We start from the raw sequence: 16922 nt of genomic DNA on the forward strand, positions 1-16922 counted from the left end.
GCGATGGCGGGTCCGGGACGGCGCGGATACGGGGAGTTCCGCGATTTCGGCGATTTCAAGGCCAGGCTGGAGAAGCATCTCGAGCACCTGCCCGACTACGCGCAGCGCGCCTACCGGCAGGTGGAGCGTTATCTGCCCGCCGAGCAGCGGGACGGCGGGTCCGGCCAGGGCTCCCGGGGACGCCGTCCCGGCCTGCCGCTGCCCACCTCGGTCGAGGACGTGCCGATGGTGGCCGAGCTGAAGTCCAAATGGGAGCGGTGGAACGAGCCGGCGGCCAAGCTGGAACGCCGCAAGCGGCGGACCTCGCGGGCGCTCACGCTGTGGATCGTGCTGACGATCCTGAGCGGGCTCGCCGTGGTGGCCGGAGTGACCGGCGCGACCATGATGTCCGGGCTGGTGCTCGGCGGGGTCGCCGCCGCCGTGGTGTTCGGTGCCCTCGGTGTGCGGGCCGGGCTGCGGCTGCGCACGCTGAACCGGACCGAGCTGCCCGCCAGCACGGCTCCACCGCCGCTGCCGCCCTCGACCTCGGCAGCCCGTGCACCGATGGAGCGGCTCGCCGAGAGCGAGGCCTCGCTCACCGAGCTGCTCACCCAGCTCGCCAAGCCGCCTGCCGGGGTCTCCGCCGCCGTGCCCGAGGTCTCGGTGGAGGACGCGCGGGCCACGGCGGACGAGGCGGCCGCCGCGCTGCGCAACCTGGCCGCGCGCATCCAGGCCATCGAGCGGGCCACCGAGAACGCGCCGGCGGGCGAACGCGGCCAGCTCGAGGCGGCCGTGCGTGGCCTGGGCGAGCAGCTGGACGAAGGGCTGGAGGAGTACGGCAGCCTGGTTGCCGCGGCCGGCCGGGCGGTGGCCGCCAGCAGCGGGGGAGTGCAGCCCGCCAAGGAGGCCCTCACCGACGCCACCGATCGGCTCGCCGGTCTCGCCGTGGCCCTGCGCGAACTCTCCTGACCACAGCTTCCGCGAGTTGGCTGCGCAGGGTGACCGGGGCTGTCGGCGGGACACGCGGGTGGCCACCGGGGCGAAAATCACCTAGGTGGCCGTAGCGTCGCTAGGATGGCGCAGCAAGTCCGCCCAACCAGGGCACATAGGGTGACGTGCGCTTGCGGGCGCCGGCGGGCAGATGTTCTTGGCTCTGCCGGTCGGGTCCCACATCCGCGTAAGTTTGAGCGGAGTTTGCGAGTCCGTCGCTTTTGCCGTTGCTGGTGTCTCCCAGGAAAGGGCCGCAGGATGGGAAGCGTTCCGCCATTCCCCCACGGTCGACCGCTGACGAAGGCAGACCTGGAGGCGATCCCAGATGACGGGCATCGCTATGAACTGGTGGACGGGGTACTGGTAATGAGCCCCTCGCCCCGTCCGGTGCACCAGCGCGCCGTGGCCCGGCTGCTCGAACTGCTGGGCCGCTCGTGTCCGCGCTGGCTGGAAGTGCTTCCGGCACCGGTGGACGTGGTGCTTGCCGAGGACACCGTGCTCATCCCGGACGTCATCGTCGCGCGCAGGGAGGACTTCACCGACCGTGCGCTGGTCGGGCCGCCGGTGCTCGCGGTGGAGGTGCTCTCCCGCAGCACGCGCCTGGTGGACCTGCAACTCAAGCGGGCCAAGCTCGCCGAGGCCGGTTGCCCGCACTACTGGGTCGTCGATCCGGACGAGCCGAGCGTGCGATGCTTCGTGCGGCAGGACGATCAGCTGGTGGTGCGGACCACCGTGGTCGGCACCGAGACCGCCGAGTTGGACGAACCCTACCCCGTACAGGTCAGTGCTCAATCACTCGTGAGTACCTACTCACAGATGTACCCGGCGTGACGCCACGATCCGGGCTTGCGTGATCGCGTTTCACCGGGGCCGGGCCGCCAGTGCCCGGTTGATCCGCCGCACCACCCCCGGCCCGTGCAGGGCGAAACCGGTATAGACCTGCACCAGGCTCGCCCCGGCGTCCAGCATCCGCGCCGCCTCCTGCGGGCCGGCGATCCCGCCGACGCCGATGATCGGCAGCCTGCCCCCGGTCTGCTCGTACACGAACCGCACCACCTCCCGGGCGCGGGTGGCCAGCGGCCCTCCGGACAGCCCACCGGTCTCCCCGGCGAGCCGGTTCTCGCCGGGGGAGACACCGCCCCGGCCGAGGGTGGTGTTGGTGGCGATGATGCCGGACACCCCGCGCCGGTCGCAGACCTCCAGCAGTTCCGCGAGGGCGTCCTCGGTGAGGTCCGGGGCGACCTTCACCAGCAGCGGCACGTCGGCCCGGCCTGCCCGGCCTGCCAGCGCGGCCGAGGCGGACCGCAGTTCGGCCAGCAGCTCGTCCAGCGCGCCACGGTCCTGCAGCGTCCGCAGTCCCGGCGTGTTCGGCGAGCTGACGTTGATCGCGAAGTAGTCCGCGTAGGGGTACAGGGCTTCCAGCGAGGCCAGGTAGTCGGGCACCGCGTCGGCCACCGCGACCGCCTTGGACTTGCCGATGCTGATCCCGAGCGGCACCGCGGGCTTCCCTGCGGCGGCCAGCCGCGCGGCCAGTGCCTGTGCGCCCGCGTTGTTGAACCCCATGCGGTTGATCACCGCGTTGCTTTCGGGCAGCACGAACAGCCGTGGCCTGGGGTTTCCCGGCTGCGGTAGCCAGGTGACCGTACCGACCTCGACGAAGCCGAAGCCGAGCGCGGGCCAGGCGGCGAGTGCCCGCCCGTCCTTGTCCATCCCGGCGGCCAGCCCCACCGGGCCGGGAAAGCGCAGCCCGAACACGGTGCTCGGCGCGTCGATCCGGTAGTGACGTCGCAATGCGGCCAGTACGGGGCGCGCGGCGCCGATCCGGCTCAGTGCGCCGATGGTGCGCTCGTGCACCACCTCCGGGTCGTTGCGGCCCAGCCGGTACAGCGCGGGCCGGACGATCTTGTCGAACAGCACGGCCCCATGCTGCCGCATGTACCCGCGGGGCACGGGGTCAGGTGCCCGGCGGCCACTCGGTGTCGAGCATCGCGTAGATCAGGGTGTCGGCCCACCTGCCCTTGACGATCTCGCTGTGCCGCAGGTGTGCCTCGCGGCGCATGCCGAGCCGCGCCATGACCCCGGCCGAGGCCGCGTTCCGCGCGTCGCACCGGGCGATGATCCGGTGCAGGCCCAACCCGGCGAAGCCAAGGCGAAGCAGTTCCGTGGCCGCCTCGGTGGCGAAGCCGTTGCCGTGCTGGTCGGGATGGAAGATGAAGCCGATCTCCCCGCTGCGGTTGGGCTCGCTCAGCCAGTCCAGGTTGAGCTCGCCGATCAGGTCGCCGGTGTCCAGCCGCCGGACCGCCAGGCTGAGGCAGTCGCCCTCCCGCGTCAGCCGGTCCCTGGTGAGCCTGCGCGCCAGCGCCGCCTCGACCTCGGCGGCCGAGCGCGGCTCCCAGTACAGGTACCGGGCGACGTCCGCGCGGGACTGGTAGGCATGCACCTGCGCGAGATCGGCCATCGTGAACGGGCGAAGGTCGAGCCGGGCGGTGCGGATCGGGAACTCCGGCCGCAGCATGATCGCCACGCTAGCCGTCCGGCGCCCGCGGAGCGACCCTTGGAACAGGAAACCCCCGACGCCGCTCCCGGCCGCGGAGGCCGGGCCCGGGCCGGACCGGTGCCCGGGAGCGTCAGGGGTCCGGTGACTGCCTGGTATTCACCGAAAGGCAAGCACACGAAAGCAGGTGACTGTCTGGAAGTGGTCTCCTGCCGGAAAGTCCTGTCGTATGCCGCCCGTCAGCGGACAGCCACCTCACGAGTCCTGTAGTTAATCAACTTTGGACCACCTCCTTTCCCGTGTACCCGCCACGCTAGGCAAGAGTCCGTGGCGCGGCAACAAGATTTCGTGATCAGCCGGCGACCGTGCGGTCGATCTCGGCGAGCAGCCCGGCGCGGGCGGGACCATCGAGGAACGAGGCCTCGACGCCGTTGCGGGCCAGTTGGGCCAGTTCCGCCGGTTGCAGGCCGAGGGTCTCGGCGACGGCGAGGTACTCCCCGTTCAGCGTGGCCCCGAACATCGGCGGGTCGTCCGTGTTCAGCGTCACGCGCAGCCCGTGGTCGAGCATCCGGCGCACCGGATGTGCCTCGATCGAGGGGACCTGCCGGGTGCGCACGTTGGAGGTGGGACACACCTCCAGTGAGATCCCGTGCGTGCCGAGGTACTCCAGCAGCCGGGGATCCGAGGCGCAGCTCGTTCCGTGCCCGATCCGCTCGGCGCCGAGGTCGTGCAGGGCCGACCAGATCGTCGCCGGTCCGGTGGTCTCCCCCGCGTGCGGGACGCTGTGCAGGCCGGCCTCCCGCGCGGCGGTGAAGTAGGGCTCGAACTGGGCCCGCCCGACACCCACCTCCGGGCCGCCGAGGCCGAAGCTGACCAGGCCTTCCGGCCGGTTGGTCAGCGCGAAGACCAGGGTTTCCTTCCCGGCCCTGGTGCCCTTCTCCCCGGGAATGTCGAAGCACCAGGCCAGTTCCACCCCATGCTCCGTGGCCGCGGCCGCGCGACCGGTGGAAAGGCCGGTGAGCAGCTCGTCGCCGGGGATGCCGTCCAGCAGGTGGTTGTACGGGGTGACGGTCACCTCCGCGTAGCGGCAGTTCTGCGCGGCCAGGTCCGCGGCGAGCCCGGTGACCAGCAGGTGGATGTCGGTACTGTCGCGCAGCAACTGCTGCACGGCCCAGTACACCTTGAGGAAGTGGTCGAAGTCGCGGAAGGTGAAGAACTCGCGCAGCCGGCCGGGGTCGGTCGGCACCCCGGAGGCTGGGTGCCTGCGGGCCAGCGAGGTCACCGTCTCGATGCCGGCCGAGCCGACGAGATGGACGTGTAGTTCGACTTTGGGCAGGGCAGCGACGAAATCGCGCAGGGCGGAGTTTTCGGGCATGCGGAACTCCCTGAGAAGAAGGTGAAAGCGGGACGGGTGGATGAAGCGACCCGTCGGTCAGGGAGCGAGATCGCCGCGTTCGCGGTCGCTGCCGTACAGCGGAAGCTGATAAGTCGGCATGATCCAGAGGTTACCCGGTCGGGCAAGGGGTCCGGCCGTATCGCGGCCGGGAACCGCATGCCTCAGCCGCCACCCCGGGTGCCCGGTCCGGGCACCCGGGGTGCGCCATGCGGTGGGTCAGAACGACCGGTCGAGCTTGGTGATGTCGATCAGGTCGTCGGCGCGTTCCTCGAGCGACTTGTGGGACCGGGGCGCCGAGCGGGTCGTGGACCCATCGGCAGGAACGTCGGGCGGCGGTGTGCCGGCACAGACGGTGTGCGACCCTGGCAGGATCCCGTTGACGAGGTAGTCGTCGATCTTCCTGGTGGCACAGTCGTTGCGGCCGTAGAGGCCGTGCGCGCCCTCGTCCGCGACGGAGATCAGGTTGTTGCCGAGCTTGCTCGCCATCGCGGGGCCGCCGTCGTACTGGGTTGCGGGATCGAACTCGGCCTGTACCACGACCCCGACCGGGTAGCCATCGCGCTCCAGCTCGGTGACCGGCTCGGGCGGGGTGAACGAGCGGAACGTGCATTCGGTCGGTCCGGCCGCGGAGGCGCCCGGACCGTAGGGGTACCGCTCGCGGAACAGCCGCATCTGGTCGTAGTAGATGTTGAGGTCGGTGGGCCACTCGGCCTCACAGGTCACGGTCGGGAAGACGCCGTTGTGCAGTTCGGGGATCGTGTAGCCGGCGAGGGTGGCGAGGGCCCTGCCCGCTTCGGGGTCCAGCGTGCCGCCGACCGCGTTCTCGATCTTGATGACGAATTCGGTGAACAGCGCCCATCCTGGACGGTACGGGGTTTGGTAACCCAGCATCATGTCGAAGAGGTTGCCGTCGATCCGCGGGGAGCCGGGCTGCTCGGGCCAGGGCACCGGCGTGGCCGCCAGCCGCTCGCGCAGGGTTTCCAGGTGGGCCCGCACCTGTTGCGCCGACTCACCGAGGTGGTAGGTGTCGTTCCGTTCGGCCACCCAGGCCGCCCAGGCATCGACGTTCTCCCGTGCCGCGACCGCCTGCTGCTTGGACTGCTCGTAGTAGAGCCAGTCCGGATGCATCGACGAGTCGAGCACGCTGCGGTTGAGCCGGCCGGGGAACAGGCTGCCGTACACGGCACCGAGATAGGTACCGTAGGAGAAGCCCAGATAGTTGATCTTCTGCTCGGCGAGGGCCGCCCTGATCACGTCCATGTCCCGTGCGGTGTTCGCCGTGTTGACATGCCGCCGGAGACCACCGCCCGCCCGCTGGCAGGCACGTTCCCGGTCGAGTGCCGCCGCCGCGATCGCGGGGAACTGTTCGTCCGTGGGCCGGGTCCGGCGCTCCTCCCGGTGGCCTGCCTCGCACCGGAGCGGGGTGGACCTGCCCACCCCGCGGGGGTCGAAGCCGATCAGGTCGAAGCTGCCTGCCACCTCGTTCTCCGCCAGGCTGTGCGGCATCAGCATCCCCGAGCCACCGGGTCCGCCGGGGTTCAACAGCAGCACGCCCTGTCGCCGGGCCGGGTCATCGGCCTTGCGGCGGCTCACCGCGATACTGAGCCTGCCGTCGTCCGGGTTCCGGTAGTCCATGGGCACGGTCACGGTGGAACATTCCAGGCCGCGCCACTGCTCCTCCCACTCCTCCCGCGGAATGCCGGGGGGAGTCGGTCCCGGTTCGCACGGCGCCCACGACAGGTGCTGCTGGTAGTACTGCGCCGGCGGGGGAGTCTCGGCCGCTGCCGGGGCTGCCACCAGTCCCATGGCGGTAGCCAGCACGGCAACGGTTGTCACCCCGCGGCGATATGTCATCCCGTGTCGGATGTTCACCGGATCGCTCTCCATTCAGCGTCATGTCGGCAGGATCGAGCGGGCGGAACGTTAACCATCCGGTGATAAGCGGTAGATAAGCGCGTGCGGGACGGGACCGGACCGGCGTGCTGCTTCAGGGGCGCCCGGCCGGGTCCTGGCCGGTGGGTGGGCAAGGGCCCGGTTGGCAGCGCGGGCAGAACCAGGTCGGCCTGCCGTGCACCCCGGCACCCTGGGTGGCGACACGAACCCGCCCGCCACAGCGGAAGCAGCCGTGCCGGCCGCGCTCGTACACCCAGTTCCGCCTGCCGCGGGCCAGCTCCCCGGTGGTGCTCTGCTCGGGTCGCCAGGCGTTGGCAAGCAACAACTTGCGTGCCAGTGCGACCACCCGCTCTGTGTCCACATCAGACACTGGGGTCCACGGCGAAACTCCGAGCAGGAAACAGATCTCCACCTTGTAGAGATTGCCGACTCCGGCCATGATCCGCTGATCCAGCAGGGCGAGGCCGAGTTCCCGGTGTGGGTCGGCGGCCAGCTTCCCGGCGGCGATGCGCGCGTGTTCTTCGGTCCACTGTGGATCCAGCAGATCCGGGCCGAGGTGGCCGGTCAGCCGGGACTCCTCGGCGGTCGGTAACAACTGCAGGTCGTGCAGCCGGAACCCGACGGCCTCGGCGGTGTCCGCGGCCAGGATCACCCTGGCGTGGTGCGCAGGCATCCGCCACCGCCCACCCGGCCGCAGCACCTGCCAGGAACCATCCATCCGCAGGTGACTGTGCAGGCTCAGCCCGCCGGAGAACCGGGTGAACAGGTGCTTACCCACGGTGCGGACCTCGGAAACCCGCTGCCCGCTGAGGTCGGCGGTGGCCAGCGCCGGGTGCCGGAACTCGGTGCGGCGCAGCACCTGCCCGGCCAGCGCCCGCTCCAGGATCCGCCCGGAGCGGAAGACGGTGTCGCCCTCGGGCACGCCCGCTCAGCCGGTCTCGGGCTCGGCGTAGGCGGGGGTGGCGGGGAACTCCGAGGTCGTCTCGGCCTCGGTCTCGGGCTCGCTCTCGCCCTCCCGCATGGCGAGGCGGTGCCGCCCGGCCCGGTCCGACCGCAGGATCTTGGCCAGCACCATGTTGAAGGTGAGCGCGATCTCCTGCGCGCCCGGTGAGGTCCACTCGTGGATCGGCAGGCACGCGCCCTGCGCCTGCTGGATGGCCAGCCGGTCCGGGATGGCGGTCGGCATCACCAGCCTGCCGAAGGCCTCCCTGAGCTCGCCGATCCGGTACTGATGCTCGTAGGAGCGCACCCGCAGCCGGTTCACCAGTACCCCGGCCGGACGCAGGTTCGGGTTGTGCTCGGCGCGGATCGTCTCGATCGCCTCCAGCGCGCGCTCGGCGCCTGCGACCGCGTACATGGTCGGCTCGGTGACCAGCAGCGCACTGTCCGCGGCCATCAGGGCCGAGCGGGTGAGCCTGCCCAGCGAGGGCGGGCAGTCCAGGATGGCCAGCTCGTAGGGGCCCTGCTCCGGCGGGTTGTCGTGCAGCTCGTCCAGCGCCCTGGCCAGGTTGTCCAGCCGCCGCCCGCTGCTGCCCGGCTCGTTCAGCAGCTCCAGCTCCTCGCAGCCGACCAGTACGTCGAGGTCCTCGCTCCACGCACTCGGCGCGATCGCCCGGTCGATGACCGCGCGCCGGGGGGTCTCCAGGACCTCGACCAGCGTCGCCTCGGTCAACGGCGGGTCGAGGGTGGCCGTGGCGTTGCCCTGGGGGTCGAGGTCACCGACCAGCGCGCGTGCACCCCGGCGCAGGGCTGCGGAGGCGATGCCGAGCGCAACCGTCGTTTTCCCGACGCCTCCCTTGAGGCTGAGTACCGCGACCGTGTGCACGCCGCCAAGCCTACGGGGCATGCGCCGGGGGCACACCAGGCCCGGCTACCCTCGGGACCCATGCGAACGGACACATCCGCAGGTCGCGGCTCGGCGGCGGTGCGAACCGTGCTGGAGGCCTCGCTGGCGGAGACCCGGGCACGCGGGATCGAACAGCCCAGGGTGGTCGATGTCGGCGGCGGCAGCGGCGGCTGGGCGGTGCCGTTCGCCTCCTCCGGCTGCCAGGTGACGGTGGTCGAGCCCAACCCGAACGCGCTGGCCACGCTGCGCAGGCGGGCCGAGGAAGGCGGGGTTGCCGACCGGATCACCGTGGTCGCCGACGACTCCGAGGCCCTGCACCGGCACGTGCCGGCGGGCTCGGCCGACCTGGTGCTCGCGCATGGGCTGTTCGAGGTGGTGGACGACCCGAGCGCGACCGCGGCCGCGCTGGCCGGGGTGCTGGCTCCCGGCGGGACGGTGTCGGTGCTGGTGGCCAACCGGCACGCCGCGGTCCTGCACCGGGCGCTCGCCGGCAGGCTGACCACCGCCCGGCAGTTGCTGGCCAGCCCGGAGGGCGTGCTGGCCGAGGACGGCGAGACCCTGTTGCGCAGGCTGGACACCGCGCGGCTGGCCGAACTGCTGGTCGGGGCCGGGCTGGAGATCACGCTGCTGCAGGGGGACGGGGTCGTGCCGGATGCCGCGCAGCCCGCGGCACACCCGGCCGATGCCGAGGCCGAAGTCGGTACCTGGGAGACCGAGCTGGCCGAGTTCGAGGCGCTGGCGGCGAACACGCCCCCGCTGCGGGATATCGCGGGCCGGTTGCACGCGCTGGCCACCCGCCCCCGCAGCTAGCCTGTGTTCGAGAAGGCGCGCGATCGCCGAACCCGTCTACGGGCCGTGCCTCGGTCATGGCCGGTGCGCCGGGCTGGCAGGCGGCCCGCAGCCGGGTTCGCGAGGCCTGCGGCTCGGACGCGCGCCCACGCATCACGTCAGGCAAGCAACTTCTTGACCAGCCCGTAGCCTGGGAACCGATGGGAGCGAACGCGGGCCTGCCCGCTGACTTCGCGCGGTTCCGCGTCGAGCAGACGGCGCCGCCCGAGGCGTGGCCGGACGACACCGGCTGCGGCGTGCTGCACGTCGACATGGACGCCTTCTTCGCGGCGGTCGAGCTGCGCACCCGGCCCGAGCTGGTGGACCGGCCGGTGATCGTGGCCGGAGCGGGCCCTCGCTCGGTGGTGCTGTCCGCCAACTACCCGGCGCGCAAGTACGGCGTGCACTCGGCCATGCCGGTAGGGGCCGCCAGGCGGCTCTGCCCGCAGGCGGTCTACCTGCCGCCCACCCGCGGGCTCTACGCGGAGGTCTCCCGTGGCGTGCTGGCGATCTTCGCCGAGCTGACCCCGCTGGTGGAGCCACTCAGCCTGGACGAGGCCTTCCTGGACGTCAGTGGCGCGCTACGCCGGTTGCACAGCACCCCGGCCGGGCTCGGCGCCCTGATCCGGCAGCGGGTGGCCGCCGAGCACGGGATCGCCTGCTCGGTCGGGGTGGCGCCGGTCAAGTTCATCGCCAAGCTCGCCTCCGGGATGGCCAAACCCGACGGCATGGTGGTGGTGCCGGCCGAGCACACGCTGGACTTCCTGCATCCGCTGCCGGTGTCCGCGCTGTGGGGCGTCGGCAAGCGCACCGAGGCGCACCTGCGCCAGCTCGGCCTGGACACCATCGGCGATATCGCCGGCGCCCCGCTGCCGCGGCTGCGGCGCTCACTGGGCACCGCACTCGGCGACCACCTGCACGAGCTGGCCGCGGGCCGGGACGAGCGGCCGGTGGTGCCGGACGCGCAGGAGAAGTCGCTGGGCGCCGAGCACACCTTCGATGTGGACCAGCACGACCGGCGGGCGCTGGAGCGGGAGCTGTTGCGGCTGTCCGAGCGGGTCGCGGCCGGACTGCGGGCCAAGGGCCTGCGCGGGCGCACGGTGTCGATCAAGATCCGGTTCGCCGACTTCCGGACCATCACCAGGGCGCGGACCCTGCTGTCCGGAACCGACACCGCCAGGGAGATCCACGCCACGGCGGTGTCCCTGCTCACCGAGCACGGCGCCACCGGTGCGGTGCGGCTGCTCGGGGTCCGGGTGGAGGGGCTGTCCGGGGAGGCCGAGGGGGAGCAGCTCAGCTTCGAGCCGGATGAGCCGCGCTGGCGGCACGCCGAGGTGGCCGCGGACGTCGCCAGGTCCCGGTTCGGCGCCGCCGCGGTCCGGCCGGCCTCCTTGCTGCCACCTGACAGGGCGGTCGAGAACCGGTCGGACTCGTATTGATGATCGGACGAACGCGCGATCGGCGGAGCCCGCGAGCGGGGAGGCGGGGCGTATGACCTGCAGAGGTGAAGGTCGTGCTCGCGGTCCGAGCCCCGCCGAGCCGATCGTGTCGCGCGTTTCCGGACAAGCACTGACGAGCGTCGGAACCGCTCGTGACGCCTCGGTCAACGGGCGGTGCCGGCCCCTACCGCAAATCCGTTCGACGCTTGATACGGGATCGGGTAGTCGTTCGCGCGCGGGGCTCGTATCCTTGATGGTGACACCTCGCCAGGGGTGTCGGTTGGGTCCACGACGTTGCGCGGCCCGGCGCCCGCGACAGCTGTGCCGGAGGAGGAGACATGCCACTCTCCGAGCATGAGCAGCGGCTGCTCGAACAGATCGAGCGCGAGCTCTATGCCGAGGACCCCAAGTTCGCATCTACGGTGCGAGGCACGAAACTGCGCCGTCCCGCGCGCAAACGGCGGTACCAGGGTGCGGCCCTGTTCGTCGTCGGCGTCGCGCTCCTGGTGCTGGGCGTGATGGTGCCGTTCCGGGTGGCTGAGATCCCGCTGATCAGCGTGGTCGGCTTCCTGGTGATGTTCTTCGGGGTCCTGCTCGCCGTTACCTCGCTGCGGTCGCACGGGGACGGAGAAGGCGCCGACGGCGCCGAGGCCGCCTCGGGCGGGAAGCATCCACCGCGCCGTAGTTCCTTCACACAGCGGATGGAAGACCGCTTCCGGCAGCGGTTCGACGACCAGCAGTAGCGCCACCCCGTTCCCGGGCCGAGCAGTCGCCCCGCTCGGGTACGGGGTGGCGTGCTGCGCTGAGGCACCCCGCACTCCCGCAGACCCGGGCCGTCCCCGGGTCTTCCAGCTCCGGTCGGCCTGTTGGCCGTACGCAAACAGCAAACTCGCGTGCATGGACGGCCAACGCGTGCGCGCAGGGAGCAAACACACGCGCGTGGACGGCAAACACGCCGGGGAGCTGGGGGTTCTAGCGGCGGCGGAAGAGGGAGCGGGGAAGTAGCCTGCCCCGCAGCGAGACCGGGGCGCTGCGCCGCAGGCTCTGCCGCAACCCGTGGAAGGCCGAGGCGAACTCGGGGTCGCCCGTCGGATCCGCCGGGCTGTACCAGGAGCGTTCCACCACACCCACCACGGTGCGCAGGTGGTCCTTGCCCTCCTCGTCGAGGTGGTGCCGCTGGGCGACCTTCTGCGCGGCCACCCGCACGGTGTCACTCTTCGGGATCGTGATGCCACGGTCCGCGCATTCGTCCAGCAACTCGTCCCAGGCCGCATTGGCCGCGGTGGACTGCCTGGCCGCGATCGTGCGCAGCCTGCGCCTCCTGGTGAACTCCCGTGCGATCGAGGGCGCCAGCCCGAGTAGCACGATGCTCAGCAGGCCGAGGGCGAAGGTCCAGTGCAACTGCCAGCCCGCCAGCACCAGCGAGACCACCCACAGCAGGCCGACCAGCCAGGACAACCAGTCCGGAACCCCGCCGCCGGGGTGGCGCAGCACGCTGGCGCGCCTGCCGAGCAGCACCGTGGCCACGGTCAGCACCAGCGCCGCCAGGCCGGCGATCAGGGCGCCCCAGCCGGACCAGGCAGGCGGCCGCTCGAAGAAGTTCGGCTGCGCAGCGCCCTCCGGCAGCGGGACGGCGTTCTGGTCGGTTTCGGCGCCAGCCGATGGCTCCGGCGAGGCCGAGGCCGAGGGCTGCTCGGCGCCCGACTCCCCGGAGGGCGAGTCCGCGGGGCCGTCGTCGCGTTGCAGGTAGGGCGGCAGGTAGCCGCGGCCGTCGGCAAGCGGGGTCGGGTCGAAGGAGACCCAGCCGCTGTCGCCGAAGTACACCTCGACCCAGGCGTGCGCGTCCTGCGAGGTGATCGAGCGGTAACCGGAGCTGGGGTAGCCGGTGGTGAAGCCGACCGCCACCCTGGCCGGGATGTCCAGTGCCCGCAGCATCACGGCCATCGCGGAGGCGAACTGCTCGCAGAACCCGCGCTTGCCGTTGAGCAGGAAGTCGGCGAGGGCGTCGGAGTCGGAGGCCTCCGCGGTGCGGGTGTCGTAGGTGAACCCGTTCTCCGCGGTGGTGAAGTAGCGCCAGAGCGCGGCGGCCTTGTCGAAGGTGGTCGGCTCGCTGCGGGTGAGCTGCTCGGCCAGCGCGACCACCCTGGAGTCCACCTGGCCGGCCTCGGTGTAGATCGGCGGCACCTCGGAGGGGTCCGGCCGCGCGGCGCGCAGCGCTTCCCTGCTGGGCTCGGCCAGCGAGGCCATCTCGGTGTACGGCCCCGGCGCCTGCCGCCGCTCGCGGAACACCGAGCCGCTGGTCTGGTCGTAGAACCAGCCGTCGGAGATGTTGGCCAGGTTGCGCGGCGCGCCGTACACCGGCAGCCACACGTCCACCCAGTTGACCGGCTCGATCCGGATCTCCCGGCTCTGCGCGGTGCCATTGTCCCCCGGCGCCGCGGGCAGCGGGCCGTTCGCGGGAACCCCGGCCGGCATCGCCTCCGGCAGGCCCCAGCCCTCGTTCGGGCGGTAGGTGTTCAGCGTGAACGCGCGCAGCAGCCGCTGATCGTCGCCGAGTCCGCGGACCCGGAACAGCTCCACGTTGGCGCCCTGATCCAGCATGCCGCGCAGGGAGGTGAACGGGTTGACGCCCAGCCCGCCGCTGACCGCGGTCTGGTCCCCGCCGCCGGTGCCGGGCAGCCGCCCCGCGGTGCCGATCGCGGTCATCCCGGAGCCGGCGACCAGGCCGACCAGCAGCGCGACGACGACCACGGCGATCGGCGCGGTGGCCGCACCCGGTGACCCGCCCAGCCCCGGTGCCTCCCGGTTGCGCCAGCGCCGGTGCCGGTGGCTGCCGTCAACGGCGAGCAGCCCGGCGAAGGCGGCGGCGCCGATGGCGAAGGTCCACCAGGGCAGCAGCTCGTTGGAAAGGGATGCGGGCACCGCGTAGACGCACAGCAGGATCAGGCCGCTGGCCGCGGGGGCACTCGCCGCGATCGCCAGGGTGTCCACCAGGATCGCGACCAGTCCGATCGCGATCGTGACCAGGCACAGGATCGGCGGGCTGGGATCCACCGGCGGCAGGCCGGTGCGGACCTGCTCGAAGGAGGCCACCAGCACGTCGTTCAGCTCGGCAAGGGCCGCGGGCCCCGGCAGGATCGCCAGGATGCCGCTGCGGGTGAAGACCCCCACCACCAGGAACAGCAGTACGGCCAGCTGGGCGAGGCCGACCACCAGCGTCGGGGTGCGCAGGGTGCGCAGGGCCAGCCCGGTGCAGGCCACCAGGACGGTCGCCACGATCACGTAGCCCAGCCAGGCCCAGCCCGCGACCACGCCGGTGAGCGAGGTGGCCGCGCAGACCGTGGCCAGCCCGGCCGCGACCGGGGCGAGCACGCTGTTGCCCCACGCCGCGGGCTGCCGGGCGGGCCGCTGGGGCTGGAACTGGTGCGGCGGCGGGGCCTGCCGGGGTGGTGCGGCGGTCATGAGACACCGCCGATCAGTGAGCCGCGCCGGGTCGCACTGGTGCACAGGCCGGACCACACCTCGGGCATCGGGCTGTTCGGCCCGGCGACGAGCACGCCCCAGCCCGCGGCGCGCAGCAGCGCGGCGGACTCGGCGGTGGAGCCCGGCTGGTCCGGGGCGCCGGTGCCGCCGGCCCAGGTAGGAGTGTCCAGCAGCACGGCGAGGCTGCGGGTACCGCGCGGGCGGTACCGGATCAGCTCGTGCACGCTCTCGTTGCTCACCGTGCCGAGCACCGCGATCAGCTCCTGCCCGTGCGCCGGGTCGTAACCGGTGGTGATGTCCCGCTGGTGCGCGGGCTGCAGCGCGGCCAGCGAGTCCAGCACGATGTTGTCGTAGTACTCCCCGCCCTCGCCGGGGGTGTCCGCCAGCACGTTGCCGTGCTCGGTGACCAGCCGCACGCGGTGCCCGGCGCGGCGCAGGTGCAGGCACACGCTGGCGCTGAAGGACACCGCCCATTCCAGGCTGGCCGCCGGACCGGTGCCATGGTGTGCCGCGGCCCGGTGGTCCAGCAGCACCGTGGTGCCACCGCGCCAGGGCCGTTCCTCGATCCGGACCATGATCTCGTCCCGCCGCGCGGTGGACGGCCAGTGCACTTTGCGCAGGTCGTCACCCTGCCGGTACTGGCGCACGATCACGTCGGTCTCGCCCTGCCCTGCGTGCAGCCGGATGCTGCCGTCGTCCCCGGAACCGATCCCGGCGCCGATCGGCAGGCCGGACAGCCCGACCACCTTGGGCACCACCACCAGCCGCGAGTGCCCGATCAGCTCCCGGTCGAACTCGCACAGCCCGAACGGGTCGGTGATGGTGGCCCGCAGCGGGCCGACCTGCTGGATGCCGCGCAGCACCGGCTGCAGCGAGTAGCGCAGGGCCACCGAACGGTGGTGCGGGAGGTGCTCCACCACGAACCGGGGCCGGGCGCCGAGCGCGTAGGGCACGCCGTCCTCCAGCATCACCTCGCCCGCGGGCAGCCTGCCGTTGCGCCACAGTTCGAGCTGGACCTCACCGGAGCGGCCGACCGCGACCCGTTCCGGCAGCAGGGTGCGGCCGGCGCCGATCCGGACCCTGGTTGCAGCCACGAACACCACGATCAGCAGCGGCAGGGCCACCACGAACAGGGCCACCCGGAGCAGGTCCCGCTCGTTCAGCACGGCGGCGCAGGCCGCGGCCGCGACCCCGGCCGCGAGCAGGCAGCGGCCGCGGGTGGTCAGTCCGGACAGCGCACGCAGCATGTAGTGACTCCTGGACTGTGCTGGGCGGCTCGGCGGTTCACCGCCGGGCCTGCCCGTTGCCCGCCGCGCTGCCGTGCGGGACGGGGACGCGATGCAGCACCGCGCGCACCACATCGGTGGCCGAGCGGCGGGCGGCATGTGCCTCGGTGGTGAGCACCAGCCGGTGCGCCAGCACTGGGACGGCGACGGCATGCAAGTCGTCCGGAACCACGAACTCGCGGCCGGCGAGCGCGGCCTGCGCCCTGGCCGCCCGCACCAGGTGCAGCGTGGCCCTTGGCGAGGCACCCAGCCGTAGTTCCGGTATCTGCCGGGTGGCGGTGACCAGCTCGACCGCATACTGCCGCACCTCGGGCGCGATGTGCACCCGGCGCACGGCCCTGACCAGCCTGCTGACCGTCTCGGCATCGGACACCGGTTCCAGCTCGCCCAGCGGGTTGTGCCCGGAGTGCTCGTCCACCATGGCCAGCTCGGCCTGCGGGTCCGGGTAGCCGATGGACACCCTGGCGGTGAACCGGTCCCGCTGCGCCTCCGGCAGGGCGTAGGTGCCCTCCATCTCGATCGGGTTCTGGGTGGCGATCACCATGAACGGCTCGTCCAGCTGGTAGGTGCTGGTGTCCACCGTGACCTGGTGTTCCTCCATGCACTCCAGCAGCGCCGACTGGGTCTTCGGCGAGGCCCGGTTGATCTCGTCGCCGACCACGATGTTGGCGAACACCGGGCCGTAACGGAACTCGAAGTCGCCGGTCTGCCGGTTGTAGATGGACACTCCGGTGACATCACTGGGCAGCAGGTCGGGGGTGAACTGGATCCGGCTGACCGAGCAGTCGATCGACCGGGCCAGCGCCTTGGCCAGTGAGGTCTTGCCGACCCCCGGCACGTCCTCGACCAGCAGGTGTCCCTGGGCAAGCAGGGTGACCAGCGCGATCCGCACGACCTCGGGCTTGCCGACCAAGACCCGTTCCACGTTGCCCGCGATCCGGCTGGCGGCGTCGTGTAGCTCCTCGAGGCTGGCGTGGCCTTCCTGCTGCCGCGGTCCGCTGTCGTTACCCGGATAGGGCGACTGTTGCGTTACCTGTTCGCCGGGCGCAGCAGACTGCGTTCTCGACGTCACTCGACCTCCTGGTGCCGAAGCCCTTGCGGTTGTCGCTGGGGCGCGGGGCGCACGACCGGATGTTGCCGGGGCAACCGGGATGCACCGGTGTTTCCGGTGGGCCGGTGGACTTCCGGGGACCGCCCTCGCGGAGGCCAGCTTCCCACGAAGTGTGTCAAACCGGGGCGAACTAGGGGAGACAACCCCGTGCTCACTCAACGTTACCGGTGAGATTGG

14 protein-coding genes are annotated in these 16922 nt (G+C 71.9%); 5 read left to right on the top strand and 9 right to left on the bottom strand.

Annotated elements, in window-relative coordinates; genetic code table 11:
* Window positions 1-3: 3 nt before the first annotated feature.
* Window positions 4-948 (top strand): phage shock envelope stress response protein PspM, encoded by a 945-nt coding sequence (pspM, locus tag KOI47_RS13670; protein WP_216216339.1) that lies wholly within the window; start codon window positions 4-6, stop codon window positions 946-948.
* 279 nt (window positions 949-1227) lie between these two features.
* Complete coding sequence (locus KOI47_RS13675) at window positions 1228-1800, top strand: Uma2 family endonuclease (RefSeq protein ID WP_216216340.1); 573 nt, start codon at window positions 1228-1230, stop codon at window positions 1798-1800.
* Between the two features lie 30 nt (window positions 1801-1830).
* On the opposite strand, the gene KOI47_RS13680 is transcribed toward KOI47_RS13675, so the two are convergent.
* The 6 genes from KOI47_RS13680 to KOI47_RS13705 form a co-directional block, all read right to left on the bottom strand.
* The gene (locus tag KOI47_RS13680) at window positions 1831-2886 is read right to left on the bottom strand and encodes a quinone-dependent dihydroorotate dehydrogenase (RefSeq protein ID WP_216216341.1); all 1056 of its coding nucleotides are present in this window, start codon (window positions 2884-2886) and stop codon (window positions 1831-1833) included.
* Between the two features lie 37 nt (window positions 2887-2923).
* The gene (locus tag KOI47_RS13685) at window positions 2924-3484 is read right to left on the bottom strand and encodes a GNAT family N-acetyltransferase (RefSeq protein ID WP_216216342.1); all 561 of its coding nucleotides are present in this window, start codon (window positions 3482-3484) and stop codon (window positions 2924-2926) included.
* A 331-nt stretch (window positions 3485-3815) separates the two neighbouring features.
* The gene (add, locus tag KOI47_RS13690; protein WP_216216343.1) at window positions 3816-4838 is read right to left on the bottom strand and encodes an adenosine deaminase; all 1023 of its coding nucleotides are present in this window, start codon (window positions 4836-4838) and stop codon (window positions 3816-3818) included.
* A gap of 237 nt (window positions 4839-5075) precedes the next feature.
* Complete coding sequence (locus KOI47_RS13695; RefSeq protein WP_216216344.1) at window positions 5076-6695, bottom strand: alpha/beta fold hydrolase; 1620 nt, start codon at window positions 6693-6695, stop codon at window positions 5076-5078.
* Window positions 6696-6846: 151 nt separating this feature from the next.
* Window positions 6847-7674: a DNA-formamidopyrimidine glycosylase family protein gene (locus tag KOI47_RS13700; protein ID WP_216216345.1), complete on the bottom strand. Its 828-nt coding sequence runs from the start codon at window positions 7672-7674 to the stop codon at window positions 6847-6849.
* A 6-nt stretch (window positions 7675-7680) separates the two neighbouring features.
* Window positions 7681-8577 (bottom strand): ParA family protein, encoded by an 897-nt coding sequence (locus tag KOI47_RS13705; protein ID WP_216216346.1) that lies wholly within the window; start codon window positions 8575-8577, stop codon window positions 7681-7683.
* Window positions 8578-8637: 60 nt separating this feature from the next.
* Here KOI47_RS13705 and KOI47_RS13710 point away from each other — a divergent pair, with 60 nt between their 5' ends.
* The 3 genes from KOI47_RS13710 to KOI47_RS13720 all read left to right on the top strand — a co-directional run bounded on the left by KOI47_RS13710 (window position 8638) and on the right by KOI47_RS13720 (window position 11608).
* On the top strand, window positions 8638-9408 hold the full coding sequence (locus tag KOI47_RS13710) for a class I SAM-dependent methyltransferase (RefSeq protein WP_216216347.1): 771 nt from the start codon (window positions 8638-8640) through the stop codon (window positions 9406-9408).
* A 179-nt stretch (window positions 9409-9587) separates the two neighbouring features.
* Entirely contained in the window at window positions 9588-10865 is a 1278-nt protein-coding gene (locus KOI47_RS13715; RefSeq protein ID WP_216216348.1) for a DNA polymerase IV, read from the top strand.
* A 338-nt stretch (window positions 10866-11203) separates the two neighbouring features.
* Window positions 11204-11608, top strand: coding sequence for a DUF3040 domain-containing protein (locus KOI47_RS13720; RefSeq protein WP_216216349.1), 405 nt, complete (start codon window positions 11204-11206; stop codon window positions 11606-11608).
* A gap of 229 nt (window positions 11609-11837) precedes the next feature.
* On the opposite strand, the gene KOI47_RS13725 is transcribed toward KOI47_RS13720, so the two are convergent.
* Genes KOI47_RS13725 through KOI47_RS13735 form a run of 3 tightly spaced genes read right to left on the bottom strand, consistent with a single transcriptional unit; the run spans window position 11838 to window position 16706 of the window.
* Window positions 11838-14327: a transglutaminase TgpA family protein gene (locus KOI47_RS13725; protein ID WP_216216350.1), complete on the bottom strand. Its 2490-nt coding sequence runs from the start codon at window positions 14325-14327 to the stop codon at window positions 11838-11840.
* Window positions 14324-15595 (bottom strand): DUF58 domain-containing protein, encoded by a 1272-nt coding sequence (locus KOI47_RS13730; protein WP_216216351.1) that lies wholly within the window; start codon window positions 15593-15595, stop codon window positions 14324-14326. Before KOI47_RS13730 ends, KOI47_RS13725 begins: the two co-directional genes overlap by 4 nt.
* A gap of 37 nt (window positions 15596-15632) precedes the next feature.
* Window positions 15633-16706 (bottom strand): AAA family ATPase, encoded by a 1074-nt coding sequence (locus KOI47_RS13735; RefSeq protein ID WP_216216352.1) that lies wholly within the window; start codon window positions 16704-16706, stop codon window positions 15633-15635.
* Window positions 16707-16922: the final 216 nt, after the last annotated feature.

It is taken from the genome of Amycolatopsis aidingensis (assembly GCF_018885265.1).
GTDB lineage: Bacteria > Actinomycetota > Actinomycetes > Mycobacteriales > Pseudonocardiaceae > Amycolatopsis > Amycolatopsis aidingensis.

Coding starts and splice junctions, on each gene's coding strand:
- pspM (WP_216216339.1), top strand. CDS start 4: ATGGCGGGTCCGGGACGGCGCGGATACGGGGAGTTCCGCGATTTCGGC.
- KOI47_RS13675 (WP_216216340.1), top strand. CDS start 1,228: ATGGGAAGCGTTCCGCCATTCCCCCACGGTCGACCGCTGACGAAGGCA.
- KOI47_RS13685 (WP_216216342.1), bottom strand. CDS start 3,484: ATGCTGCGGCCGGAGTTCCCGATCCGCACCGCCCGGCTCGACCTTCGC.
- add (WP_216216343.1), bottom strand. CDS start 4,838: ATGCCCGAAAACTCCGCCCTGCGCGATTTCGTCGCTGCCCTGCCCAAA.
- KOI47_RS13710 (WP_216216347.1), top strand. CDS start 8,638: ATGCGAACGGACACATCCGCAGGTCGCGGCTCGGCGGCGGTGCGAACC.
- KOI47_RS13715 (WP_216216348.1), top strand. CDS start 9,588: ATGGGAGCGAACGCGGGCCTGCCCGCTGACTTCGCGCGGTTCCGCGTC.
- KOI47_RS13720 (WP_216216349.1), top strand. CDS start 11,204: ATGCCACTCTCCGAGCATGAGCAGCGGCTGCTCGAACAGATCGAGCGC.
- KOI47_RS13725 (WP_216216350.1), bottom strand. CDS start 14,327: ATGACCGCCGCACCACCCCGGCAGGCCCCGCCGCCGCACCAGTTCCAG.
- KOI47_RS13730 (WP_216216351.1), bottom strand. CDS start 15,595: ATGCTGCGTGCGCTGTCCGGACTGACCACCCGCGGCCGCTGCCTGCTC.